The organism is Embleya sp. NPDC055664 (genome assembly GCF_053618075.1).
This window is the reverse complement of sequence record NZ_JBSHGZ010000028.1, coordinates 116740-141495: the sequence shown is the minus strand read 5'-3', so window position 1 is coordinate 141495 and position 24756 is coordinate 116740. Positions and strand designations below refer to the sequence as shown.

Sequence of the window (24756 nt, the reverse complement as noted above, 5' to 3'; positions counted from 1 at the left end):
ACACCCGGGGGGGGGGGGCGGGGGCTCCCTTACCCCCCCCCCCCCCGCCGCCGGCGGATTACTGCTGGGGCGAGAAGATCTCGGGACGGCCGAGGGCGCCCTCGGCGTCGAGGCGTTCGAGGAACAGTTCGACGGCGGCCGAGAACAGGTACACGACCAGACCGCGCTTCTCCGTCGCCGTCAGCTCGGTGTCGAGATCGCGGGCGAGTTCGTACACGGCCGGGCTGACCCGGTAGCTGGAGGACTGACTGGGGTCGGTGATGCCGCCCCTGGCACGCAGGAACGAGCGGATCATCTCGATCTGCTCGTCGTTGTCCTCGGGAAGCTCCAGCAAGGCGGCGTTGAGGTAGTGCCCCAGCGCCAGACGTCGATTCTGTGACGAACGTTTGTCGGCGGTGAGCCGCTTACCCAGACGCGCCTTCACGTCGGGCAGGAGCCGGAATCCCCAGGTCTCCCAGCCCTTGGAGTTTATCCGCGCGTCGAGAAAGCTCTCCAGGAGCGCGGCATGCGCCGACTGCTCGTCAGCGGAGCCGGTGGCGACCGGAGCCGGCGCGGCAGGCGCGGGAGCGCTGCGCCGGGAAGCACGCGGAGCCGAGGCGGCCTTCGCGGGCGCGGATGCCTTCGCCGGCTGGGCGGATGAGGCGGCCCGAGTCGGAGCGGCCGCTCGGGGCGCGGGCTCGACGGCCCGGTCCGACGTGCGCTCCGTCTGCGTGGCCGGCTCCTGAGCCTGAGCCTGAGCCGGGGTCGAGGCCGGCTCCGACCGCGGCGCCGGCGCCGGCGCCTGGGCCGACTCCTCGCGGGCCACCTCGAGCCGCGCCAACTGCACGAGCGGGGGTTCCTCGTCGGGTTCGACTTCCCGCCGAGGCCGGGGAGTCGAGGCTTCGGCAGGCACGGACGAGACCGAAACCGAGGCCGCAGCCGCGCGCGCGAATTCCGGTTCCGGAGTCGACGCCTGCACCGATTCCGCAGCCGGCACCGGCTTCGGGTCCGGTACGTGCTCCACCACCGGAGCCGGCTCCGCGCCCGCCGGCGCGGCCTCGACGACGGGCGCGGCAGCGGCGTGTACCGGCTCGGGCTCGACCGCCGTCGCGGACTCGGGCGCCACGTCGGCCGCGGCCGACGTCGCGGCAGGGGCCGCCGCTTCCTCGGGGGCCGGCTCCGGCTCGGGCTCGGCCGCCGGTGCCGGTACAGCGGCTGCGGCGGTCTTGAACGGCGGCCCCGAGGACGTGGTCCCGGAACCACCGCCACTGCCGCCACCCATCTGGGCCAGCAGCGCGGCCGTCGAGTCGGTGCCCGAGTTCAGGAAGCTGCCGTTCATGGCGTCCTGCAGCGCTGCCGCCAGGACGGACGACTGAACGGCGGGTGCCTTCCTCGCTTTTGCCTTGGACTTGGGCACGGGCTTCTCGTCGGTCATCAGGCGGCCTGCTTCACACGGTCGAACAGTTCGATGGCCAGCTCGGTGTAGGCAACGCTCGCGGCGATGTTCGGTTGCTCTATGCAGACGGGGCGCCCGATCTCGTACGCCTGCGAGATCCGGCTGTCCCGGCGGATCTGCGTCTGGAAGGGGTCGAGGCCGTAGTCGGCCAGCCGCTGCTCGACCTGGTCGTCCTCGCTGGTGCGCCGGGACGGGGCGTTGGCCTTGTTGATCACGGTGCCGAGGAAGCGCGGCTCACACTCGCCGAGGGTGCGCTCGGAGGTGGCGGCGGTCAGCCCCTTGATCACGGCGGCGCCCTGGACGGTCGCGTACAGCGGCTCGCACACCGCGACCACGAAGTCGGCGGCGGCGAGCGCGACGGCGGACAGGGCGCTCACGCTGGGCGGCGTGTCGATCAGGATGATCGTCGGGGTCCGGCGAATCGGCTCGAGGATGCGGCGGAGGATCCCGGTGGTGGAGAAGTCCATCCCGGCGATCTTGCGCTCGGCGTCGACCATCGTGCTCTGCACCGAGCCGAAGAGGCTGAGGCTGCCGGTGGTCTCGAACGACTTGAGCAGTTCGCTGCGGTCGAAGATCATCTCCGGCACGTCGGGCGTCATGCCGTTGAGCTGGGCGTAGAGCGCGAAACCGACCGAGCGCTGAGGCTGTGGCACCACCCCGAGGGCGACCCCGGCCTGCGCCTGCGGCTCGAGGTCGACCACCAGGGCGTGAAAGCCGTTGATGGCCAGAGCACTCGCGAGGTTCACCGTCGTCGTCGTCTTCCCGGGACCCCCCTTCTGGCTGGCCACCGCCACAACTGCACCCATCGCGCGTCCTCTCGGAGTAGAGCGGCCGAACGCCTGCGTGAGCCGGGGTCCCGCCCGGTGGCCTGTCAGAGCCGTCCACTGAACCTGACAGGGAAGACGACGTACCTCCGGGATAGCTGCTCGATACTTCCGCCGGAAGCCCGAAAGCGCAACGAACCAGGATCTAGCGGGCAGAACCTCCAAGGTGTCCTTGAGGGGTCCGACCTAAGTTTTGTCTGTCAGGTTAGCAGCGGAATCCCAAAATTCACTGTGACACTCGGAAAACCCACCCGTATGTCCCTGTTAACCCGTTTGGTCGGCCCGATCTACGCCCCCAACAGACTCTTTTGGCGCACCAATTCCCCGCAACCTCTCGTTCTCCGAACCACCTGTACGACATATCGAGACACCCCTTCCGGCTCCGGTGTCCCGGCTCCGGTGTCCCGGCTTCACCGCCTCGGGCTTCACCGCCTCGGGCCTCAGCACCCCCGGCCCCGAATCCCCGGCCCCTGCCCCCACCGCCTGGGCAGCCCACTCCACCCCACCAAGCCAACCAAGTCCCCAGGCCACGAACACCCCGCCCCGCCTCGCCTTGCTTTGCCCTGCCCCGCCCTGCCCCGTCCCGCCTTGCCGAGCCGTGCCCGCCGAGCCCGTCGCGTTTGCGAGCCGTGCCCCGTCTCGCTCTGCCCCGTCCCGCCTTGCCGAGCGGTGCCCGCGGAGCCGTGCCCGCGAAGCCCGTCTCGCCTTGCCGAGCCGAGCCCGCCGAGCCCGTCGCGTTTGCCGAGAGCCTTGCCCAACCTGCCGCTCCGCACCTGCGTGTCCCGGACCTGCGCATCCTTGGTCTGTGCGTCCCTGACCTGCGTGTCCCTGGGCTGCCCGCCCGTGGGCTGCGTGTCCCGCTTCTTGCGCCCTGGCGCCCGGCTTGGCCTGCCCGGCTCGACCTGCGCGCCCCTGGCCCATGGATCGCCCGCCCGCCTGCCTGCGTGCCCGCCTGCCTGCGTGCCCGCCCGCTGGGGCGGCCGCCGGCCCCTGCCCGCCGGCCGCTCGCCCTGACACAGGTCAACCTCGTCGCCGACTCGCCCTGACGAGGCCACTCCGGTTGCGCGCTTGCAGCACCAACTCCCTCCCGCCGGTTGCCTCTTGATTGCCTTGCATCGGGCGTACTGATGGGGCCTCGCTGTCCCAGGTGGCGCGACGGATCACACCGCTGCCTGCCGTTCGCCGAGCGCTACCCGCTACGTCGAGGACCCGCTGACCGTGCCGTCAGGCGCCATGCCGCGCCGACCGCGACGCTCCACGCCATGCCACGCCGTGCCGTCAGCATTCGGCCCACCGCATCCGCTCGTCGGGTCCGCCCCGACCCGGCTGAGGCAGACGAACCCGCATGCCGTACTCCGCCGAGTAGTCCGCGCCGGCTCCGGCCCAGCCATCCCGACGTGGCCTGACCAGGTCGTCCGGCACACCCCGTATCAACACGGCCTGACCCGGTACTTCGGCCAGTCTGTCCCGACGCGACCTTGCGCGCTCGCCCCGTCCGGTCGCCCCGCTCTACATCTGGCAGCCTGCCGTAGGGTCCCGGCCCAGGTGGCCTCTGCCGTCCAGGTCGTCCAGGTCGTCGCTCTCCGGTCCGTCCGCTTTGTGGCGGGCGGTGTTGTGCGCCGGGCGGTACGGGTGGGCGCGCCCCGGGCGATCGGGGAGCGGGAACTCGGCCGGCCGTTCGCGTGCCAGGCCTCATGTTTTGCCCATCCGGGAGTGTCCCGTGTGGGGGACGGTGGGGCGGGGGAGGCGAGGAGCGGCGAATAGGGCGACATTCGGACCGCACGTCGTATGTGCCGTCGTGCCGCCGGATGTTCGCCGGATCGCTCTGTCGGTCCCGAGAGCCGCCGTACGAGCGCTCGCCGGATCGTGTGTGCCTACCGCCCGGAGATCCCGGCACAGGGCCGCCGAGAGACTGTCCCGGCCACGGATCCATCCGCCATTGCGTTGCGTGTTGCGACCACATGCCGAGTCGTTGTCGGATCCGCACGCCCGCGCGTTCGTCCATGGAGCCTTCGTGCGTGCCGTGGTCTGAGCGTTCCGCAGCCTTGTCCGCCCGGTGCACCGTAGCCGGATCGTGTGTGGGAGTGTCGGAGCGCACCACAGGCAGACCGGCCCGAAGGCAGGCCCGCCCGGAGATTCGGCCGTCCACCGCGCGGTTCGTGGACAGACCGATCGGCCCACCCGCCGACACAGCCGATCGGCCACCCACCCACCGCTGCACCGAAACGCCCATTGCTCCGGCCGCCCGCCCGTCGCTGCGAACGTAGAACGGTCCGCCCGCAGGACCACCCGTTCGTCCGACCGTCGAGCCATCGCTCCGTCCGAACGAACGCCTGCCCATCGTTCCGCACACAGGAACACCCAGCGTCCCGCACGCCGACCGGCCCGTCGTTCGTTCGCTCCGGCCGCCTGTCCGCCTACCCGTCCACCCCTCCATACGTACGTACGGCCGACCATCCGTACGCCCGTAGTTCGATCCATCCGCAGAGCCATCCAGCCATAGTTCCGGCCACAGATCCACCCGCACATCCATCCGGCCAGCCATCGATCCGCCCATCGCAACGCCCGCCCGCACGTCCGTCGATAGATCTGCCCACCCACTCACACACCGCTCCATGCACCCGTACATAGAGCCGTTCACCCAGCGATAGATCCATCCGCACGCCCGTTGTTCGTTCTACACAGTCATCGTTTCGTTCGCACACCCAGAGATCCGCCCACCCATCTCGACACCCGCCCAGTCATCCGAACACAGCAACACCCACACCAACACCCGTTGCTATATCCATCCACTGATCCATCCGTACGTCCACACATCCGTAAACACAGCCGCACATTCACCGATCCATACGAACAAACACAGCTCCGTAGAGCCGTCCGCAGAGAGAGCCATCCATCCATCGATCCGCCCGTAGATCCGCCCACACAGAGGTACGCCCACCCATACGCCCGAACATCCGCCGCAACAGACAGCCGCACACCCGCCCGCACAGCCGCCGTTTTAGTGTTGCAAGTCCGCGAACTTATTCCGTCGTAGTGGAACGGACATGTGGTGTTTCATCTCACCGAACATGTTGCCATGCAATTGAAGCAACAGTCTCTCGCACATCTCAAGGAATATTTATCCGTGCAGATCGGCATGCATTAGGCGCTACATGATGCCGAACATGCTGCGTTGCATGAGTTGTGAACTTGTGAAACATGCAGGTCAAAAGGTGATGCCCAGTACATGCGAACGGCTCGCTGCACTGCGGAACACTCGTCGGAAAGTTGACTTCAAGGTTGCGAAGTCCATGGCCATCCTCCGCCTTCTCGGCTACTGGAGCGCCGAACCAGCGAAAGTTGGATCGTGTTGTCCGTGGTGATGATCTTGGAGTCAGGCCAGATGTTCATCTTGGCAGCAGGGCCCACTGACGGGAACGTTACTTGATGCTTGCAGCCGCGCGGACTGCGGGGCATGCGCCGATGGAGTGCCATGATTTCGTGCCCGGTTCAGGCGACACGGGCGGGGCATGACGACGGCCCGGAGGCCAAAGACGCTCCTTGAGTGGAGATGCAGGAGAGCGGTTGTGGCTCCCCAGGCTTGTTCCTGGCACTTGAGTGAGGTGAACTTCGGCCCAACGCTCGCCGCCGTCATGCGTGGTGGTGCCGAGCGCCGGAGCGCATGCGGCGGTGCCGGGGTTAATCAATCGTCGTCTGGTGCTCTTCGTATGTCGCGCTGGTTGCCGAAGAGATGGCTTCGGGGATGCCGGGGGTGAGAGTGGTGAACACGTTTGCGTGCGATGTGCGCGACAAGTTGGGCTTTGGTGGCCACGCCTCTGGGTGGTGGTGTGCCGAGAGTGGTCCGTTCGGAGGGTTCGGGATCGCTCTGGTGGTACGTGAGCTTGGTGTTGCTGGTCTTTGGTTGTCGTGCCATCCGGGGCTGTTGTGTTGATGCCGGGCAGTTCCATTCGCGTTCCGGCCTCCGCTCCCCCACCGGAATCTGTCCGCTTGAGCGCCGTTTGATCGGTCCAGATGAGTGGCTGCTGGGCCTGAACGAGCTGGGGTGCGGTTTTGGGAAGAGTCCGTCGGGATCAGGGAATCGCTCGGGGAAGGTGCCTGCGATCCGGGAGTCCGACTTGGCGAGTCGTTGGACGCGTCGATGCGTTGTTCCCTGGGCGATCCGGGCGGTTACGTCTCTGTACGGGCCTGCCAGGGTGAGGACTTCTGCCGGCCAGGGATGGCCGAGCGTTCTGTGTGGACTTTGGCGGCGGCGTTGGGTGCTTCGTTGGGAACTCGGTGAGGGTGGCTGCACCGGTGTTCGGGTCACTTTGCGGATCCATGCGCGCGTTGGATGGGTCGCGCGTTGTGTGTGTTCGATGCAGGTTCCCCGGCATGTCGACGCTCCGAGTTCGGGCGCCGTAGCGGGGTGGTTCGTTGTTGGCTGCGGGGGGGTTGAGTGGGGATTTGGCCATCGTTGCTGCTGGCACCCCGTCTGACCTGCGCCTTTGCAGAAATTCCCTGGTGAGCCACGAAATCTCGCTGCCTGGCATGATTCGATGCGCATGATCTTTTTTGGCCCTTAGAACGCCGTCTGTGGCATCGTTGCAGGTCAGCGGCTTGTTCCGGCGGGGGCAAATGGCGTGCTGGGCCAGTATGGCTATGCGTCTCGGTGCGCCGGTCGGCTGGGTTGTGGGTCGGGTGGGCACGGGGTGCTTGTTGTGGGTTTTTGACCGGCTGATTGGTGATATGAGCATTTGAGTGTGATTCGTGCGCCGATCGCGGCTGTCCCCTGCCGACTGGCTTTTCACCGGGCGGCCGGATGATTTTGAAGTGCACCTCGAATGAGGAGAACCCACCGTGAGCAGTGCCCTCCCCCGCCCCGATCTCAGCGCGCGTCCGTATGGACTCACCGTCGAGCGTGTGATGCGGGCGGCGCCGGAGGTGGTGTATCGGGCGTGGACCGAGGGGTTCGATACCTGGTTCGCCGAGCCGGGCTTGATTCGCATGCGGGCCGTAGACGGTACAGGCCGCGCACGATGAAACCGTAGTGGCATAGCGCCGCGACGATATCGGTGCCGTAGCCCTTGCCGCGGGCGGCCGGGGGCGGTCCTGGTCCGATGTGCGCGGACCGGTTGTGGGTGTCGATGCCCCACAGCGTCGCCATGCCGACCAGCGTTGCGAACCGGGCGTTATCGGCCGCCGTGGCCGGCCCTCCGCTCGCGAGTCGTTGACCACGTCGTATAGAGCTCGGTTCGCAGGATTGGGATGTCGTCCTACGGGGCTGGGGATCGGGCGGGCGTGGTGGCGACCAGGTTGCTGCCGGCGGTTGTGCAGGTGTGGCGGGGGGACGGGGGGTGATTTGGGCGGCGAAGTCCCTGGTTTTCCAAGCCTGTTGGAACATCCGGATCAGGCGCGTCGGGTGGGTCGCGTCACCGGGCTGGTCCAGCGTGACGCGATGGTCGGACCGGCGGTTGGCGGGGCTGCAGTGGGCGTGCATGGGCTGGCGCTGATTTGGGTGTTGGGGTCCTTTAGTGGCTCGGGATCCATTTGTTCACCGGGACTTGCGTCGGGTCTGGGTCGAGCCGGGCAGGTCAGGGCAGATGGGGCCGACGATCGTGCTCAACGGGGGGTCGGGGTGGTCGGGGTCCGGCCTTGAGTGGGTGAGGGACGTGGTTTCGGGGGCTCGTTGGGATGGCTCTGCCCTTGTCGCTGTGCCGCAAGGTCGGGCTGCGTTTGCCACCTGACATTTGGGCGGCTTGTTTTGTCATATCGGTTGGAACGTCGCATCATCCGCGAAGTCCGAAAGGGCCATGGAGGAGAACGATGAGGGACCTCGACCGGAAGCTTGAGAGCATCGCCGATCGGATCGAAATCGCCGCGCTGTGGGGCGAGTTCACCGATGCCGTGATGATGCGCGACTACGACCGCCTGGCGTCGCTGTTCGCGGACGACGGCGTGTGGCGGATTCCCGAGGCCCACGTGGAGTTCCGCGGTCGGCGGGAGATCCGGGCCGGGAGCGAGCGGTTGCAGGGCGCGTGGGAGTTCTTCGTACAGACCGTGCACCCCGGCGCGATCGAGTTGGACGGTGATACGGCGTCCGGCCGTGTGTACGTGCAGGAGCTTGGGCGTATGCGTGATGGCAGGTCCGGGTTGAACTACTCCCTCTATCGCGATTGCTACCGGCGTACCTCGGATGGGTGGAAGTTCGCGGAGCGGGTCTATGAGGTGCGGTATCTCGACACCGCGCCCTTGGCGGGCTCGGGCTGGTCGCCGGGTTCGGGTTCGGAGAGGGACGTGGTGGCTGCGCTGGAGGTCGAGGTGGAACTGGAGAGCGAGGGAGAGGGCGAGGGCGAGATGGAAGCGTCTTGACTGTGGTTTCGGCTGGTTCTGATGGCGCAGGGCTGCCGGTCTCGGTACACGGGCAGTTTCCGGGCCTGGGCGAAGGTCGTTGCCGTGTTCGACGGGTGGTGGGGTGTGGTGTCGTACGGCGGCAGCGTGCGTGGTGCTGGGGTGGGTGCTCGTCTGCGTAGTGTGCTTGGGCCTTTGTGTGCCGCCGTCGCCCGTTTCCCGGTTGTCGGCGTGGGGAATTTCGGACACGCCGCTTGATACCGGTGTCCGTACATCGGTGGGTTGGCCCGCCCCGGGCCATACCTGGGGCGAGCCGAGCTGCAGGTTTCCTACGCCGGCCGGTGGGCTGTAGAGCCCGTGGCTGCGCCGAACCACTTGGGCAGGTGGCGGAGTAGTTCGCGCTGGTCGTCGCCGACCCACACCACGTGGCCGTCGGGGCGCAGCAGGGCTGCCGGTACGTCGGGTTCCTTGCCTGGGTCGACGACGTGGTCGACCCGATCCGTCCAGCCCGTTACGGACAGCCGGCCGGTATGGTCGAGCAGCAGGCCGCGACCTCGGTGCATCCGTTCGTAGAGGCGGCCTTGTTCGAGTTCGACGTCCCGCAGTCGGCGGCCGAGTAGTTCGTGGCCCTCCTCGCCGACGTTGTAGCGGATGTCGACGGCGGTGGTGATCCCGGTCAGGTAGCGGTTTGCCTCCTCGCAGTCCAACAGCCTCGAGAGCAGGTTCCGCAGCGCGGCGGCGCCCGGTTCGGTCCCGATGAGGGTCATCTGTGCGCGGGTGTTGTCCAGGACGCTCGCGCCGACCGGGTGGCGTTCGGCGTGGTAGGTGTCCAGCAGCCCTTGCGGTGCCCGGCCGTGGACCTCGGCGGCCAGCTTCCATCCGAGGTTGAACGCGTCCTGGATGCCGAGGTTGAGCCCTTGGCCGCCGGTCGGTGGGTGGACGTGCGCCGCGTCGCCGGCGAGCAGTACCCGGCCGACTCGGTAGTGCTCGGCCTGCCGTGTCGCGTCGCCGATACGGGACAGGTGGCGGGGCGAGTGCACGCCGAAGTCGGTGCCCGCGACGTCGCGTAGCCGCTGCTTGAACTCCTCGAAGGTCGGTGCGCTGCGGTCCTCGGCCACCCCCTCGGCGGGTACCACGAAGCGATATACACCCCTTTGGCGCTCTGTGTCGGGGATGGCGCCGAACCGCAACTGGAACTTGCGGACTTCCGTGACGACGGTGGCGATCGTCGCCGGGTCGTCGGTTGCCTCCATGTCCCCCAGCAGCGTTTCGATGGTGGAGGGTTTGCCGGGAAAGGCGATCCCGAGTCGCTTGCGTACCGTGCTGCGCCCGCCGTCGCATCCGACGACGTAGCGTGCGTGCAGAAACGTTCCGTCGGCTGTCACGACGGATACTTGGTCGTTGTCCTGGCGTACGTCGACCACTGCGTGGCCGCGCCGGATCTCCGCGCCGAGTGCGAGGGCGTGTTCGGTGAGCAGGCGTTCGGTGACGGGTTGCGGGACGGTGAGGCCGTACGGGTGCGCCGTGTCCAGCAGTTCCGGCCACTTCTTTTGGATGCCGCCGAAGAAGGCGCCGATCGAGAACTTGTCACCGGCCGCGAGGAATCGGTCCAGCAGGCCGCGCTGGTCCATGATCTCGACGCTCCGGGTGTGCAGCCCGCGTCCTCGGGAGCGGTCGGACGGCTCGGCCGACTGCTCCAAGACGACCGTGTACACATCGTGCAGCCGCAGTTCGGCGGCCAGCATCAGACCGGTGGGTCCGCCGCCGACCACGATCACGTCAATCATCACAACGCCCATTTCACGAGATTGGATTCCGGCCGGGTGGGTCATTCTGCGGCGTGGCCGGGGCCTTGCCGCAAGGCCCCGGGGGCGCTATATGTTGAAGAGGGCAGGGAGAGCGATGGGATCTCTCCTCGCCCCTTTTTTATGCCTGGACCGAACGCGCCGTGGCCCGACATCGCAGGGTGTCGGGCCACAGCGCGTGTGGTGAGTGAGTCCAATTGGACTCGGATCGGTTCGTCGGGCTTACCGGCGGACCGCTACCGCGTCCACCTCGAAGAGCATGTCGGGGAGGGCGAGGGCGGCCACCCCGAGGAGGGTTTGGGTCGGCGGCTTGTCGCCCCAGATGCGGGTGATCACGGCGAGCAGGGCTTCGAGCCTGGCGTGGTCGTGGTCGACGATGTACGTGCCCAGTCGGACCACGTCGCGGAAGCCCAGGCCGGCCGTGGCCAGGGCGGTGCCCAGGTTGGCGAAGGACAGTTCGACCTGCGCTGAGAAGTCCGATGAGTCGACCGCACCGGTGGGGCCGGAGCCGTATTGGCCTGCGATGAAGACCAGGCCAGGGGCCGGGACGTCGACCACGTGGCTGTAGCCATAGGACACCGGGTTGTGCAGGTCGGACGGATTGGTGATGGTGAACGAGGTGTTGCTCATGGTCGAGGGCTCCTTGGTGCGGTGATGGTTTCGGTCGCGGACGCGGCGACGAGCAGGGACATCGCTGCCTCGGCCGCCTGGGGCGCGGCGTCAGGGCGATCGCGATGGTGAGCAGGGTGCGGCGGGCGTCGTGGGAGGCTCGGTTGCCCGCCGCGAAGTTCCGGATCGGCGCGTATGCCCTTGTTGTCGCGGCCGAGCCGGGCCAGGTCGCGGAACGTCATCGGCCGGGCGGACGGTGTGCTCGGCAGCGGAGGCAGCAGGGCCACCAGAACCAGCAGGGCCACCGTGCCGAGCGCGCCGACGGCTGCGAAGGCGGTTCGCCGGCCGGTGACTTCGCCCACGACGGAGGCGGCCGAGACGTCGCCGAAGACAACGGTTGTCGCTCGCGGCGACCTGCTCGGGCGGGACCAGGCGCAGGGCCAGGCCGCCCGCGATGGCCCAGAAGCCGCCCACGCCGACGCCGACCAGGACCCGGGCGATCGGCGCCGCGGCGAAGTTCGGCGCTGCGGCGCTGACCAGGTTGGCGGCACCGACCAGGGCGATCAGGGCGGCGAGCAGGAGCCGACGGTCGAGCCGACCGGCCGTCACGGCGATCACCGGTGCGGCGAGCGCGGCCACGATGCCCGGTGCGGTGACCATCAATCCGGCGGTGTCCGTGGAGACATGCAGCGTGTTGCCGACAGGGGTCAGCAGTTCGACGGGCAACAGCTCGGACGTCATGAGCGTGAAGATTCCGAGTGCGACCGTGCCCACGGTGGGCCAGATACGGAACATTGACCGAGGGGCGGTGGCGAACCCGGCGGCGTTTTTGTGGGGTCGTTGGCGGGGGGCGGTCGAGGGCTCGGGCGTCGTCGGCTCCGGGCTGCGCGTCGCGATGGGGTCGGGGTGGGCTCGGGTGTCGGTCCGGAGGTTGGGCTCGAGGTCGAGGCGAGTGTCGAAGTGAGTGATGGGGCGAGTGTGGGGCCGGGAGTCGGGGGCGAGGTGCTGCATATTCACGATGTTCTATATCCAGAATTTGCCTCGTGTGTTGCCCCTCCCGAGGGTGGGGTGCGGGTGGGCCGTGGTTTTTATTCTGGATGTGATCTATCCAGAATGCAAGCTCTCGACGCTCCACCCCCACCGCAACCGCCCTGCCCGCAGCCCGGTTTCGCCGGGTCGGTCAGCCCTCCTTCACCGCCTGGCCCAACCGGGCCAGGCCCCGGCGCAGTTCGCGCGTCGCGCCCACCGGCACGATGGCGGCGCGGCCGGGGACGCGTACGCCGCCGGTGAGGGCCACCCGGGTGCTCCCGTGCTCGGGGACGGCCGCCATGCCGATGATCACGAACCTGCTCTGCAGCCAGCACCACCCCGGGCGCAGCACGCCGTCGAAGCGGGCCCGCATCCCGTACCGGCTGCGTGCGTGCGCCTCTATCCGATCGCCGTCGCGTCGCAGTACCCGAACATGGCGCATGTCCGGCTGGAATCGGCCGAAGCCGTGTTCCAGATCCCCCATCACCGCCCAGACGTCGGCGAACGGCGCGTCGACAATCCCTTCGACGATGCGCGCGCCGGGGATCCCGGCGATCAGCACCCGGAGTCGGCCCACCGCGTCGATCGGCTCGGCGTCGATGTCGGTGGTGGCGTCGGCGTTGGTGTCGGGGGGTTCGATGTTGTCGGGTTCGGGTGGCTTGCTCATGCCGTCCACATCCTTCGGAATCCCGCCCGGGCGCGGTGCAGCCGGGACTTGACGGTGCCTTCGGGGACGCCGAGCAGGTCGGCGGCGGTCTGTTCGTCCAGGCCCTCGATGTCGCGCAGGACCAGTACGGCGCGGTGTTCGGGGGAGAGTCGGGCAAGTACGTCGTCGATGTCGGCGGCGAGTTGTGGGTCGCCGGGTGCGGGCGGGTCGGCCCACTCGGTGGGGACGTCGCGGATCGCCCGCCGCGCGATCCGCACCGCCTCGCGCACCGCGATTGCCCGGACCCAGCCGTACAGCGCCTCGGGTTCGTCGAGGGTGCGCAGGGCGCGGAAGACCACGACGAGGGTTTCCTGGACCGCGTCCTGCCGGGCGTCCAGGGCGATCGGGCCGCAGATGGTGGTGACGTAGGGGATCAGGTGGTCGAGCAGATCGCTCATCGCGAGGGTGTCGCCGCGGCGGGCGGCGCGGGCAAGGGCGACGCCGCGCGCACGGCGCTCGGCGGCTCGGTCCTCGGTTCCACGCTTGGGCACGGTGGTGATCATCTCCCGGCGGCCCGCGTTCGGAGCAGCCGACTGGGCCGCCGGACGATGCCGTCCAGTGCGACGCGCGCGGCGGCGTATCCGAAGCCCACGCACACCGGGGTGTAGACGGCGAGGTTGAGCCGGTAGAACGTGCTGCCCGGATCGGCCCCGACGCCGAGGGCCCAGACCACGCCCGCCCCGGCCCGCACGGTGAGCCCGGTGGCCACGGCCGCGCTGACGAGTGCGGCGAGCCTGCCGCCGCGGCCCCGGCTGTGCGCGTATATGCCGGCGGCGGCGGTGGTGAGCAGTGTGCACAGCGGGAGCAGGACGCGTGGGGTGAACGGGACGTCGGCGTTGAGCAGTCCCTGCGACAGAGCCTCGGTGCTGCCGGCCGGCCAGGTCGCGCCGGTCGCCCAGAACGCGTGGACGAGCGCGTCGCCGGCCAGCAGCGCGGCGACGGCGGTGCCCTTGCGCCGGCGCGCGGCGGCGGCCGAGGCGGCTGCGGCCACATCCAGGGCTGTGGTCACATCCAGAGCTGCGGCCATGTTGGTGGCGGTTCTCGTGCTGCCTGCGGCTTCGGCGGCGTTGTGCATGGCGCGATCCCCTTCCCGGGCCGACGAGTTGTCGGCCGATCGCCAGGAAGAGGACGCCCACGCGGGAAAGGTTCCATGTGACGGCGGACACATCCGGCTCCGCGACCCGGGCCCGAAACGCGACGACGCGGCCCTGATCCCGTAGATTTCCCGCGCACCGGCGCGAGGGGGTCCGGTAGCTTGCCGCCTATGGGGACGACAGGCGATGGATGGCGGCGCGGCCCGGGGCGGGATCGGGGCACCGGCGCGCACGGGTTCCGTTAGGTACGCCAGGTAGAGGACCTGGCGGTGTATCGACGGAGTTCCCATGTCCCGCACCGCACATCACCCGATTCCGCGTCGCCTCGAAGAGGCGGGCGAACCGGCTTTTTCCGGAGGGCCGTGGCGATCCGTCCGGAGCTTCGACCTGCGCTACAGCGCCCGAGTCCTGGCGGAGGCGGCGCGCGAGGGACGTCGTCCGCGTCCGCGGCGGATCGTCCGGCGGATCGATGTGTACGCCTGGGGGCGGTACCTCGCGTCCGATGGGGAAATCGGCGCGGCGGCCGCTCTGGCCGAGGGGCGGGAGCGGATGCGACTGCGGGCGGGGGTCGTTCTGGTGCGGGCGGCGGTCAATGGCTCGGCTGCCGGTGGCCTCGACGTGACGGCGGCGGAATCGGTGGACATTCCGCCTGCGCGGCATCGGCGGGACGGGCTCTATCACGTCTGATGCGGGATCGTGCGCCCCAGGTCGTCTTGGCGTTCGTGCGGGACGAACTGCCCCGGAGTCTGCGTGAGTCGGTGTGCGGGGTGGTGGCCGGTGGCCCCCGATATGGCGCGCTTCGAGTGGCACGCTCGCCACGGGGGTTGCGGCGGCGCCGAGGGCTGTCGCAACGCCCCGTGGTGTCCGCGTGCGTGGTCAGGCGACCTCCGCCGCCTGCTCGTCGGTGTCCGTCGCCGGTGCGGGGAAGCGGTTGCGGAAGGTGAAGGCGTATGGGGTGGGGCCGTGTTCGCGCAGGTGGTCCAGGCGTGCTTTGCCCTCGGCGACGGTCGGGATGGTCCCCGCCGGGAGCCACCACACGACCTGGGTGATCTCGGCGAGGTGGTGGAACCAGTCCTGGCGCCGGCGCAGGTATTCCAGGTGACCGCTGCGGTAGACGAACTCCCAAAGCAGTTCCGGGGTTTCCCATACCGACATGGTCACGATGGAGTCGGGGTCGTAGGGGCGGATGTCGGTGGACGAGGGCACTCCCTCGTCCTCGCCCGTCAGGCGCCAGACGAAGCCGGGTGCGCCGTCGGCGAGTTCGTTGACCGGGTCGAGACCGGCGACGAAGTCGACCATGGTGGGCGTGTCCAGGGGAGCGAGCATTCGCGCGACGTTGAACTGGGCGATGTGGTGTGTCGTCGGCATGCCATCACCTCACCAGGTCGCCGAGAATATGTCAACGAGAATTGTTTTTAGAGATCGAGGGCGGCGAGGAAGTACGTCCCCGCGCCGCGGGTCGAGGTGCGTGCAGGTTGTGCGCGGGAGCGGTACGAGGATTCGGGCATGGGTGGCACCGCACCGGGCGGGCAGCGGACTTCCCGGCGTGGTTCGGGCGGCGACCCGGATCACTCCGTCGCCGCCACCGCTGCCGCTTCGGCGATGGCCGCCCCTACGGGGCGCGTTCGACCACCACGCAGCAGCGGCCCGGTACCGAGTCCAGGCGGGCCCGATGGCCGGGTGCGTCGACGCCGTCGAGCAGGCCCTCGAGCAGGGCCAGGTTCATTCCGCACACCAGTGGCGGGAAGTCCTCGGCCAGTTGGTGGAACGGGCAGTTCCGCAGCAGGATGCGGGACGCCTCCGGGACCGGCTCGTAGCCGCGCGCCGTCAGGGCCGCCAGTACCCGAGCATGCTCGTCGGCCTCCCCCGTTGCGGGCGGCCCACCCCCGAGGGCCCGGCCGGCCACCCGCCCGGCGTCGTACGCGGCCGCGTGTACCGCCCGGTCGGCGCCGGCCCGCTCGATCGCGTCCGCCAGGATCTGGCCGGCCGTGTCGTAGGCGCGCGGGGGCAGCGTCACGCTCGTCTCGACCGGGTTGCGGCGGTACAACTTCGCCGGCCGCCCCGCGCCGGGGCCGCCCTTGCCGGCGGGCCGGGCGTACTCCGTGGTGAGCAGGTTCGCCTCGACCAGCTTGTCGAGGTGGAAGGCCGCGAGCGTGCGCTGGATGCCGACCGCGTCCGCCGCGGCCGCCCGGCCGACGGGGCCCTCGGCCGCGACGACGTGGCGATACAACGCCCGGCGCACCGGATCGACGAGCACCCCGACCGCGTCGAGCGCGTCGTCACCGGGCGGGGGAGAGGAGAGGTCGGACACAACCGGAGTGTAGGCGAGCGCGCGCGAACCCGACCCGTCCCGGGTGGTCCGTCCCGATACTCGGCACCCTTCGAGGCCCGACTGCACACGGCGGCCGTCCGGCGCGCCCCCGGGCGGCCGGCGGCGAATCCGGACGCGTCACCGGACCCACCGAGCGACTCGGCCCGAAACGGCCGGCGGGGTCGGGACGGACACATCGGCACGGCAAGCACGGACCCGACGCCCTCGCGCCGGTCCGCCCGGCACCACCGCCGGCCACGACCGCCCGAAGGCCCGCCCCTCCCGAGCCCATCGGCGCGAGATCAGGATCCGGCCGCGGCCAACATGTCCTCGGCCGCCCGGGTGAAGGCCCGGGCGAGGGGGGAGAGGGCGGCGGTGCGGTGGATCAGGGCCCAGGACAACATGGGCGAGTCGTGGATGGGGACGTACGCGATGTCGCCGCGAGGGAAGTACTTGACCGCGTGCAGCGGCACCGGCGAGATGGCCAGGCCCGCCGCGATCGTGGTCAGCGTCTCGTGCGCCGTCGAGCTGACCGGGCCGCGCGGGATCGGCTTGCCGCTCGGTGTCTGCGCCGGGTTGATCGCCTCGGCCCAGTAGGCCGGTACCGAGTCGTCGAAGCCGAACACCGGTCCCACCGCCAGGTCTTCGAGCGACACGGACTCGCGCCCCGCGAACTCGTGCCGGGCGGACACCGCGAGCACCAGCGGCTCGGTCAGCACGATCGGACCCACCGTCAGATCGGGCTCCTCCACCGGCAGCCACACCAGTTGCAGGTCGACCTCGCCGGCCCGCAACAGCCCGAACGGATTCCCGATGTGCGCCTCGCGGATTCGCACCTCGCAGTCGGGGTGCCGGGTCCGGAACGCCTCCAGGATCTCCGGGATCTCCGCCAGCGTGGCATCCATCGTGCCCAGGCGCAGCGTCCCGGTCAGGCCGCGTGCCGAGGCGGCGGCGCGTTCGATCCCGTCCTGGATGCGCTGATAGCCCGCCGCCAGGTCCTCGCGCAGTTGGTCCCCGATCGGGGTCAGTGCCACACGTCTGCTGGTCCGCTCGAACAGCGGTGCGCCGATCCGGCGTTCCTGCTGCTTGATCGCCTGGCTGACCCGCGCCGAGGAGATCAGCAAACGATCCGCGGTGCGGCCGAAGTGCAACTCCTCGGCCAGCACGAGGAAGATCTCGATGTCCCGCAGCTCCATACGCCCCCGCCGTTCGTTGCCATATCGTCGTGCCGTATCGCCGTGCCTCGCTCGCGGCCGTGCCGCCGTGCCCCGTCGTCGAGCCGAGTCGAGTCGAGTCGAGCGCCGACCGATCCGCCGCAATGCCCCGCATCGTTAACCCGAGGGTTAACGCTCATTGCCGGCATCGCCGTTGTTCCGACCCTCGCCTCGGCACGATCGTAGACACACGCCGGTCCGCCCGGTCGACTCCACCCGACTCGGCCGGCGACGACCCGCGCCACGTACGACGGCTCGACGGAATCGGGGAGTGCCATGTCCAAAACCGCCATCGTCACCGGGGGGACCGGGCGACTCGGACTGGCCGTGCTGCGCGGGTTGTGCCGCCGACTCGCCGCCGACGACGTCGTCTACCTCACCGCGCGCGACCCCGAACGCGGACAAGCCGCCGTCGACCGTCTGCGCCGCGAGGGGTTCGCGCCGCGCCTGGCCGCGCTCGACCTGTGCGATCCGGCCGGCGCCGAGGCGTTGGCCGAAACCGTCGTCGCGCGGCACGGCGGCGTGGACATCCTGATCGGCGGCGCCGGCGCCCGGATCGATCTCGCGGCCCGCAACCAGGACCAGGTCGGGGCGTACGTCGACACCAACAACCACGGCACCCGCCGGCTGATCGAGGCGTTCGCGCCGCGACTGCGCGACGGGGCCCGGTTCGTGTGCGTGGTCGGCGATCTCGGCGGCCTGCGGCACCTGCCCCATCGGCTGCGCGCGCGCTTCGACGTGGACCGGGTGAGCCTGGCCGACCTGTCGCGGGTGATGGACGACTACGTACGGGCCGTCCAGGACGGGCGGTCGGCGGCGGAGGGGTGGCCGGCGTGGATCGGTGTCCCGTCCGCGATCGGCACGGTGGCCGCGGTGAAGGTGCTGGCCCGGGAGCTGGCCCAGGACCCGGCGCGGCGCGACATCGTGGTCAACGTCGCGTGCGTGGGCCGCCCGGATCCGGCCGCGCCGGGGGACGCGGCCGCGCGGGAGGAGGCGCTCGACCGGGCCGCCGCCGACGTGGTGTGGCTGGCCACACTTCCGGCCGGCACCCGTACGCCGCACGCCGAACTGGTCCGCGAGCGCACGGCGTTGCCCTTCCGGGCCTGACCGCGCGGCGTACCGAGCGCCGGGTGTCGGGGGTGGCGGACGCCACCGGATCCGACGGAGCTATCACCCACTGGCATCATCCGCGCTCGTCGTCACCGGGGACACACTCGCCCTGACCGGAATTCCCCCGGCGAGTCCCCGGCGTCCCACCGGTGACCGCCGATTCCCGGCATGAATGGAGTCCCCCAGATGAATCGACCGAATCGATCGACTCTCCCGAGCGACCCGAGTCACCCGAGTGCCCCGAGCCACCCGCGCCGTGCCGGCCGCCGCAGGACGGTGTTCTCGGCCGCGCTCGGTCTCGGCCTGGCCGCCGTACTGACCGCGGTGCCGACGTCCGCCTCCGCCTCCCCGTCCGCGTCCCACCACCCGGTGCCGAGCCACCACACCGCCTCGGCCTATGCGGGCTCGGCCGCCGATCAGGCCGGCAACAAGGCGTTCTTCGACGCGGTGATGAGGTCGGTCAGGGCCAAGCAGGCCGCCAACCCGGGTCTGCTGAGCGTCACCATCACCTACGACGCGAGCCAGGCGCCGTCGTTCGCGTCCGAGATAGCGCAGAGCGCGCAGATCTGGAACAACGCGGTCGGTAACGTGCAGTTGAGCGAGGGCGGGGGCGGCGGTGCCGACTTCGCCTACTACGAGGGCAGCGACCCGCAGGGCTCCTACGCCGACACCGACGGCCACGGGCACGGGTACATCTTCCTCGACTACCAGCAGAACCAGGAGTACTACTCGGTCCGCGTCGCCGCGCACGAGACCGGCCACGTGCTCGGCCTGCCGGACAACTACTCCGGTCCGTGCAGCGAACTGATGTCCGGCGGCGGGCCCGGCCCGTCCTGCACGAACACGCAGCCGGACGCGCAGGAGCGCAGCGACGTCGAATACCTGTGGGAGAACGGCCTGGCGGCGAACTCCTCCGTGTTCAAGAGGGTCCACTGACCGTTCGCGGGATCGTCCGACCGATAGCCGACGCTGATCCAGCCCGTCACCCCGTCACCCCGTAACCCCGGCTCCGACCCCGAGCTTCGCTCCCGACCTCGGCCTCGACGACCCACCGATGGGTCGTGGCGACCGAGGTCGGCTCGCGTTCGGCCCCGCGCCCGCACCCCCTCGCACGTCCCGGCGCGGGGAAGTGCGCCGGGACGTACGGGGTCGTGCGGGCGCTGCCGCGGACCCGGCGTGGCCGGTGGGCCGCCCGGAGACGCCGCGCCGGCCTCCGGGCGACCCACGTCGCGAGTCGAGTCGGTCGCGGGTCAGCCGCTGACGCTCTCCCGACCGTTCTCGATGTGACCGGCCAGACGTCGGACGAAGCCGTCGGCGCCCTCGATGGTCACCGTGACGTCGTACCAGCCGTCGGCCGAGCCCGTCGACCAGTGCACCGTACGGTCGCGGCCGGGCTTGAGGGTGATCGTACGCTCGCGGTCGGAGCAGCCCTGCCCGTAGGCGTTGGGGGTGAGCTTGAAGGTCACCGACTGCTTGCCGTGGTTGACCAGTTCGAGGTCGAGCATGCGCCCGGTGGACCGCACCCGCGAGGTGACCTCGGCGCCGGCCCCGGGCGCGGTCGGCGCGCTCGCCCCGGCGAACTCGCGGCGGAAGCCGTTCGGGCCGATCAGCGTCAGGTCGTAGCGCTCGCCCTTGAGCGCGATCGTGTCCGAGCGCCGGCCGCGCACGTCGTAGTGCTTCGGCTTGGCCAGGTCCCCGGAGTACGGGAACAGTTGCAGGTGCACGCTGGACTGCCCGCCGTTGGCGAGGTCGAGCGTCAGCGTGCGCTTGGAGGCGTCCAGCCGCGCGGAGGCGTCGGGCTGGTACGGCAGCGGCCTGGCCGGGCGGCGACCGCGCTCCGGCTCGGGCAGCTTCTGGTTCGCCGGCGGCGCGGGCCGCCAGCGCGAGGTGAACACGGGGGCCGGCGCCGGGCGCGGCGGCACCTGCGAGCGGCGGGCCCGGTCGAAGTCGAACACGCCGGTCAGGTCGCCGGATACGGTCCGCCGCCAGGCGCTGATGTCGGGGGCGCGTACGCCGGTCCAGGTCTCCAGGAACCGGGTCACCGAGGTGTGGTCGAAGATCTCGGACGAGACGTAGCCGCCGACCGTCCACGGCGACACGATCATCATCGGCACGCGGGCGCCGAAGCCGATCGGCAGCCCGTTGTAGTACTCGTCGGTGACCTCCGCCGGCGGGCAGGGCGCCGGCACGTGGTCGAAGAAGCCGTCGTTCTCGTCGAACGTGAGCAGCACGACGGTCGAGTCCCAGATCTCCCGGTTGGACGCGATCGCGTCGAGCACCTGGTAGGTGAGCGTGGCGCTGGCGGCGGGCGAGGAGTCGCCGGGGTGCTCGGAGTCGACCGAGGAGGGCACCAGGTACGACACCTCGGGCAGGGCCCCGGCCGCGATGTCGGCGCGCAGCGAGTCGGCGAGCGAGTGCGGCCGGCCGCGGCGCAGGCCGCGCTCGTACAGGACCCGCTCGGCGGGCGACAGCGTGGCGACGCCTTGTTCCAGCTTGGCCAGCATGGCGTCCTGCTCGGCGGCGGGTACGCCGGCGAGCTTGCCGTAGAACGAGTCCAGGCTCTTGAAGTCGCCGGCGGCGGCGAGCGCCTTGCGGGCGACCTGCTTGAACGAGACGTAGAACTCCAGGTTGTTGTCCTGGTAGTTGTCCCACTCCTGGTAGACCTTCCAGGACCGGCCCGCGCGCTGCAGTTCCTCGGCGTAGGTGGTCCAAGAGTAGCCCGCGTGGGTGTCCTCGGAGTACGCGGCGTTGTCGATCGCCCGCCGGGTGGTGCTGCCCGGTTCGTAGCCGGTGTAGCCGCTGACCAGGTAGTTGCGGTTGGGCGAGGTCGACGAGGGCAGCGCGCAGTGGTACGCGTCGCAGATCGTGAAGGTGTCCGCCAGCTCGTAGTGGAACGGCAGGTCGGCGCGGTCGTAGAAGGCCATCGTGGCGGGCGACTTGGCGCCGATCCAGCCGTCGTTCCAGCCGTCGTTCCAGGCCTTGTGGCCGCCGTCCCAGCTGTGGTCGAGCGCGCCGATGTACTGGAGGTCCTTCGACGCGTCCTGGGCGGCCTTGCGCACCGGGAAGGGCAGGACGTGGCCGGCGGTGCCGCCGGGCTGCTCGAACACGCTGCCGCCGTCGCGCAGGCGGATCGCGTTGCGGTCGCCGAAGCCCCGCACGCCGCGCAACGTGCCGTAGTAGTGGTCGAAGGAGCGGTTTTCCTGGACCAGCACGACCACGTGCTTGATCGCCTTCAACCCGCCGCGCGGGGGCGGGGAGGCGAGGGCCTGCTGGACGGACGGCGGCAGGAGGGAGCCGGCGACGGCAAGACCCGCGCCGCCCGCGCCGAGCTGGAACAGGCGGCGGCGGGATACGCCGGAGGGAGGCTGGGGGGAGGCCGACACGAAATGCCCTTTCGAGGACGCGGAGAGCCGGACGCTCGCGCCTGTCGACGGGGGTCGGCGGTGCGGGCCCGGCGGGAGGGGCGGACGTACGCAGTTCATCGCTCCGCGCCCTACCGGGGAGCGGATCGCGGGTGACGGGCAGGCGAACATCGGCCGGCCTGAAGGCCGGTGACGTGCCTGGTAGCGGCCGGCCGTTACACCCGGAGGGCCTGCCCTGGCGCGGTTCGGCAGCGCATGCGGCGTACACCGGCCCGCTCGGACGCGGCGGGGGGCGTGGTGGTGCGCGGGCGGGCGGGGATACCTGGGGCGTTGGCCGGTGGCTCGGGAGTGCCTGTGGCGGGGCCGCCAGGGCGTCGGGCCGGGACGTGGTGGTGCGGACGGCGGCGCGGGCCGTGTCGGGCGTGGTGCTCGATGGGCTCACCGCCGTCCGGGCCCGGGTGGCGGTGCGTGAGCGGGCGGGGATGCCCGGGCCGATGGCTTGGCAGTGCCTGCGGCGTGACCGCCGGGGCGCCGGTCCGGGACATGGTCGCCCGGGGCGTGGTGGTGCGGACGGCGGCGCGGGCCGTGTTGAGCGTGGTGGTCGATGGGCTCACCGCCGTCCGGGCCCGGGTGATTCCGGACGAGCCGCGTCGGGCTTGCGCGGCTTACCCGGACCCCGGCCCGGACGTGGAACGGGCGGTGGTCGCGTGTGTGATGCTGGTCGGTTGCTCAGGTCGTCGGTTCGGCCGGGGGCGTGGGCTGTTCCTGCGGCGCGGACTCCGCCTCCGCCGCTGCGGCGGCTGCCGCCTTCGCCGCCGCCTGGAGGGTCTGTACCGGGGTGTTCGTGCGCAGGGCCTCGACGAAGATCAGCTGATCCGGGCCGAGTTGGGCGTGCAGCGTGCCCTCCTCGACGTGGGCCTCGGTCAGCCAGCCCTCGGCCACCAGCACCTCGGCCGCCGCCACCGCCTCCTCCGGGGTACTCGCGGTGAGGCCGGCGAGGAAGTCGAGGTCGGCCCGGGCCGCACCGTGCGCGTCGCAGTGCGAGGTGATGCCGAGTGCGGCCAGCCGTACCCGCGCCGGTTGTTTGCGGAGCTTCTTGTGCGCGATCAGCCGGGCCACCCAGCCCGACGAGCGGGTCCGGGGCAGCTTGCCCAGTGTGAAACCCTCCGCGCCGGGGACGCCGCAGCCGACCGGGTCCTCCTCGGTGGCCAGCAGGTCCTCGACGTCGACGCTGAGCCAGCCGGACGCGGTCAACTCGCCGACCGCCGACTCCGCCTCCTTGCCGCACACGCCGCGCAGATCGGGACCGGTCAGGTTGGCGACGCCGGTGCCCACCCCACGCAACAGGCAGACCAGCGCGAGCAGTCGGGCCACGGGCGAGGTGCCGGGGGCGGTGCGGCCGATGTACGTCAGCGCGCCGCGCACCGGCTCGCCCAGTCCGCTCACCGCCCAGTGCCCACCGGGCTCCGCGCCGGGGCGGGCGCTCTCCCACGGGATGCCCCGCTGCTGGGCCAACTGCTGCAACGTCGTCTCGTGCGCCCGGCGGGCCCGCTCCGCCTCGGCCCGGACCAGCCCCGTGCCCAGCGGATACGGCACCTCGGCCCACACCGCGAGCGCGGCGGCCTTGCGCTTGGTCAACTCGGCGACCACCGTCAGATCGGCCACCCCGGAGGCCTGATGCGCCCGGAAACCCTCGACGATCGAGGTCAGTTCGGCGAGCAGCGCGTCCGGCAGCCCCGGCGGCACGGTCAACACGCCGAAACGCCGCAGCCCGGTCTGCTCGCCGTCCCTGGCGCCCTTCTGCTCACGCGGCCGGCGGGCCTCCTTCGACAGCCGAGGCTCCGGCACGGGCCGCGCGCCGCGGGCCTGTTCCGGCACGGCCCCGGGCCCGACCGGCTCGCGCAGCTCCGGCATGGTCGGCGACATCGGGCGCGGCAGCACCGGTTTGGCGGCGCCCTCCGTCGTGCTCCGGCCGGCCACGGACACCTCGATCGGCCCGTCGAGCCCGACCGAGGCCAACGGCGGGGACAGGGCGAGCAGACCGCTGTCGACCAGATCGCCGGCGATGCTCATCGCACTGCGCGAGCCGATCGTGCGCCCGTTGGGCCCGGCCAGTCCGGCCACCTCGCGGATGGTGACGGTCTGGCCGGCCGCGGATGCCGCGGCGAACAGGGCGAACACCCGCAACTCCACCGGGGCCATACGATTCACATCCATCGAGCCGACCCTGGCGGCACGCGTCTTCAGAGGCATGCCCCCTTGTCTACCGCACCGAGCCCGGGCCCGAAGCCCCATTCGAGCCCAACACCCGAAAGGACTAACCGAACACCCCGCAAACAATCCGAGAACTCCGCGACCGCCCCCGCCCCGATTGCCACCCCGAACAGCCGGAACACCCGATTCGCCTGCCACGGCCGCCCGTTGACGGGTCGTCTTCGGTCGCTCCGGTTTTTCGGGCGCCGTCGGCGCCGTCGGCGCCGACGAGCGCGGCCACGATGCCCGCCTCGGTCGAGCCGTAATCGCGGACGGCCTACCGATCCTTCAGTTCGACGATGATCTCGTGATAGCGCTGCTCGCCGACGTTGACCGCGGTCTCCACCCCGCCGCGCCGCATCGGCACGACCACGCCGGGGACCACGTCGGCGGCGAAGTATTCGCGATACTCGCCCGCGCTGTCCGGCTCGGGCTCGACCGCGATGCGATCGCCCGCGATCTGGACCAGGTAGTAGTCGAGTTCGTGGCGGTGTACATCGCTGCGGGCGCCGGGGGACAGTTCCAGCTCCCAGATCCGGACCCGGTCGTCCTCGAACAGGATCCGGGTGCCGATGCCGCCGAGTGTGCGTTCGGTGGCCGACTCGTGCGTGTCGGGCACGGTTTCCTCGCTCATTTGATCCGTCCTCGGGTCGATGGGGTTTCCCGCCGTGGGT

At 70.6% G+C, this 24756-nt stretch carries 18 protein-coding genes and 2 pseudogenes; 4 read left to right on the top strand and 16 right to left on the bottom strand.

Annotated elements, in window-relative coordinates:
• Positions 1–58: 58 nt before the first annotated feature.
• The 3 genes and pseudogenes from ACWGR4_RS34340 to ACWGR4_RS34330 form a co-directional block, all read right to left on the bottom strand.
• The gene (locus ACWGR4_RS34340) at positions 59–1414 is read right to left on the bottom strand and encodes a hypothetical protein (RefSeq protein ID WP_452131042.1); all 1356 of its coding nucleotides are present in this window, start codon (positions 1412–1414) and stop codon (positions 59–61) included.
• Positions 1414–2241, bottom strand: a complete 828-nt coding sequence (locus tag ACWGR4_RS34335) for a ParA family protein (protein ID WP_078980120.1) — start codon at positions 2239–2241, stop codon at positions 1414–1416. The genes ACWGR4_RS34340 and ACWGR4_RS34335 overlap by 1 nt, the downstream gene beginning before the upstream one ends.
• Before the next feature lie 5011 nt (positions 2242–7252).
• Positions 7253–7508, bottom strand: a pseudogene (locus ACWGR4_RS34330) (GNAT family N-acetyltransferase); the annotation flags it as partial.
• Between the two features lie 556 nt (positions 7509–8064).
• Between ACWGR4_RS34330 and ACWGR4_RS34325 the strand changes: the two are divergent.
• Positions 8065–8610, top strand: coding sequence for a nuclear transport factor 2 family protein (locus tag ACWGR4_RS34325; RefSeq protein ID WP_380004024.1), 546 nt, complete (start codon positions 8065–8067; stop codon positions 8608–8610).
• 308 nt (positions 8611–8918) lie between these two features.
• On the opposite strand, the gene ACWGR4_RS34320 is transcribed toward ACWGR4_RS34325, so the two are convergent.
• The 7 genes and pseudogenes from ACWGR4_RS34320 to ACWGR4_RS34290 all read right to left on the bottom strand — a co-directional run bounded on the left by ACWGR4_RS34320 (position 8919) and on the right by ACWGR4_RS34290 (position 13813).
• Entirely contained in the window at positions 8919–10376 is a 1458-nt protein-coding gene (locus ACWGR4_RS34320; RefSeq protein WP_452131064.1) for an FAD-dependent monooxygenase, read from the bottom strand.
• A 240-nt stretch (positions 10377–10616) separates the two neighbouring features.
• Positions 10617–11024: a RidA family protein gene (locus ACWGR4_RS34315; protein WP_452131043.1), complete on the bottom strand. Its 408-nt coding sequence runs from the start codon at positions 11022–11024 to the stop codon at positions 10617–10619.
• Positions 11021–11365: a hypothetical protein gene (locus tag ACWGR4_RS34310; RefSeq protein ID WP_452131066.1), complete on the bottom strand. Its 345-nt coding sequence runs from the start codon at positions 11363–11365 to the stop codon at positions 11021–11023. Before ACWGR4_RS34310 ends, ACWGR4_RS34315 begins: the two co-directional genes overlap by 4 nt.
• 106 nt (positions 11366–11471) lie before the next feature.
• Positions 11472–11744, bottom strand: a pseudogene (locus tag ACWGR4_RS34305) (MFS transporter); the annotation flags it as partial.
• 439 nt (positions 11745–12183) lie between these two features.
• Positions 12184–12699 (bottom strand): hypothetical protein, encoded by a 516-nt coding sequence (locus ACWGR4_RS34300; RefSeq protein WP_452131044.1) that lies wholly within the window; start codon positions 12697–12699, stop codon positions 12184–12186.
• Positions 12696–13229 (bottom strand): RNA polymerase sigma factor, encoded by a 534-nt coding sequence (locus ACWGR4_RS34295; protein WP_452131045.1) that lies wholly within the window; start codon positions 13227–13229, stop codon positions 12696–12698. The genes ACWGR4_RS34300 and ACWGR4_RS34295 overlap by 4 nt, the downstream gene beginning before the upstream one ends.
• An 8-nt stretch (positions 13230–13237) precedes the next feature.
• Positions 13238–13813 carry a DUF3995 domain-containing protein gene (locus ACWGR4_RS34290; protein WP_452131046.1) on the bottom strand — a complete coding sequence of 192 codons (576 nt, stop codon included), beginning with the start codon at positions 13811–13813 and terminating at the stop codon, positions 13238–13240.
• 307 nt (positions 13814–14120) lie between these two features.
• Here ACWGR4_RS34290 and ACWGR4_RS34285 point away from each other — a divergent pair, with 307 nt between their 5' ends.
• On the top strand, positions 14121–14519 hold the full coding sequence (locus ACWGR4_RS34285) for a hypothetical protein (RefSeq protein WP_452131047.1): 399 nt from the start codon (positions 14121–14123) through the stop codon (positions 14517–14519).
• Between the two features lie 189 nt (positions 14520–14708).
• Here the strand turns inward: ACWGR4_RS34285 and ACWGR4_RS34280 are convergent, their stop codons facing one another.
• The 3 genes from ACWGR4_RS34280 to ACWGR4_RS34270 all read right to left on the bottom strand — a co-directional run bounded on the left by ACWGR4_RS34280 (position 14709) and on the right by ACWGR4_RS34270 (position 17339).
• Complete coding sequence (locus ACWGR4_RS34280; RefSeq protein ID WP_380004016.1) at positions 14709–15200, bottom strand: DUF3291 domain-containing protein; 492 nt, start codon at positions 15198–15200, stop codon at positions 14709–14711.
• Between the two features lie 244 nt (positions 15201–15444).
• Entirely contained in the window at positions 15445–16143 is a 699-nt protein-coding gene (locus ACWGR4_RS34275) for a helix-turn-helix transcriptional regulator (RefSeq protein ID WP_452131048.1), read from the bottom strand.
• A 302-nt stretch (positions 16144–16445) separates the two neighbouring features.
• A complete protein-coding gene (locus ACWGR4_RS34270; RefSeq protein ID WP_452131049.1) occupies positions 16446–17339 on the bottom strand; it encodes a LysR family transcriptional regulator in 894 nt (297 codons plus the stop codon).
• A gap of 294 nt (positions 17340–17633) precedes the next feature.
• Between ACWGR4_RS34270 and ACWGR4_RS34265 the strand changes: the two genes are divergently transcribed.
• Both ACWGR4_RS34265 and snpA read left to right on the top strand, forming a co-directional pair.
• The gene (locus ACWGR4_RS34265) at positions 17634–18464 is read left to right on the top strand and encodes an SDR family NAD(P)-dependent oxidoreductase (protein WP_452131050.1); all 831 of its coding nucleotides are present in this window, start codon (positions 17634–17636) and stop codon (positions 18462–18464) included.
• Between the two features lie 189 nt (positions 18465–18653).
• Complete coding sequence (snpA, locus tag ACWGR4_RS34260; RefSeq protein ID WP_452131051.1) at positions 18654–19403, top strand: snapalysin; 750 nt, start codon at positions 18654–18656, stop codon at positions 19401–19403.
• A gap of 314 nt (positions 19404–19717) precedes the next feature.
• On the opposite strand, the gene ACWGR4_RS34255 is transcribed toward snpA, so the two are convergent.
• The 3 genes from ACWGR4_RS34255 to ACWGR4_RS34245 form a co-directional block, all read right to left on the bottom strand.
• A complete protein-coding gene (locus tag ACWGR4_RS34255; protein WP_452131052.1) occupies positions 19718–21850 on the bottom strand; it encodes a phosphocholine-specific phospholipase C in 2133 nt (710 codons plus the stop codon).
• A gap of 708 nt (positions 21851–22558) precedes the next feature.
• Positions 22559–24082: a hypothetical protein gene (locus tag ACWGR4_RS34250; RefSeq protein WP_452131053.1), complete on the bottom strand. Its 1524-nt coding sequence runs from the start codon at positions 24080–24082 to the stop codon at positions 22559–22561.
• A 277-nt stretch (positions 24083–24359) separates the two neighbouring features.
• Positions 24360–24716, bottom strand: a complete 357-nt coding sequence (locus ACWGR4_RS34245) for a cupin domain-containing protein (protein ID WP_380004008.1) — start codon at positions 24714–24716, stop codon at positions 24360–24362.
• Positions 24717–24756: the final 40 nt, after the last annotated feature.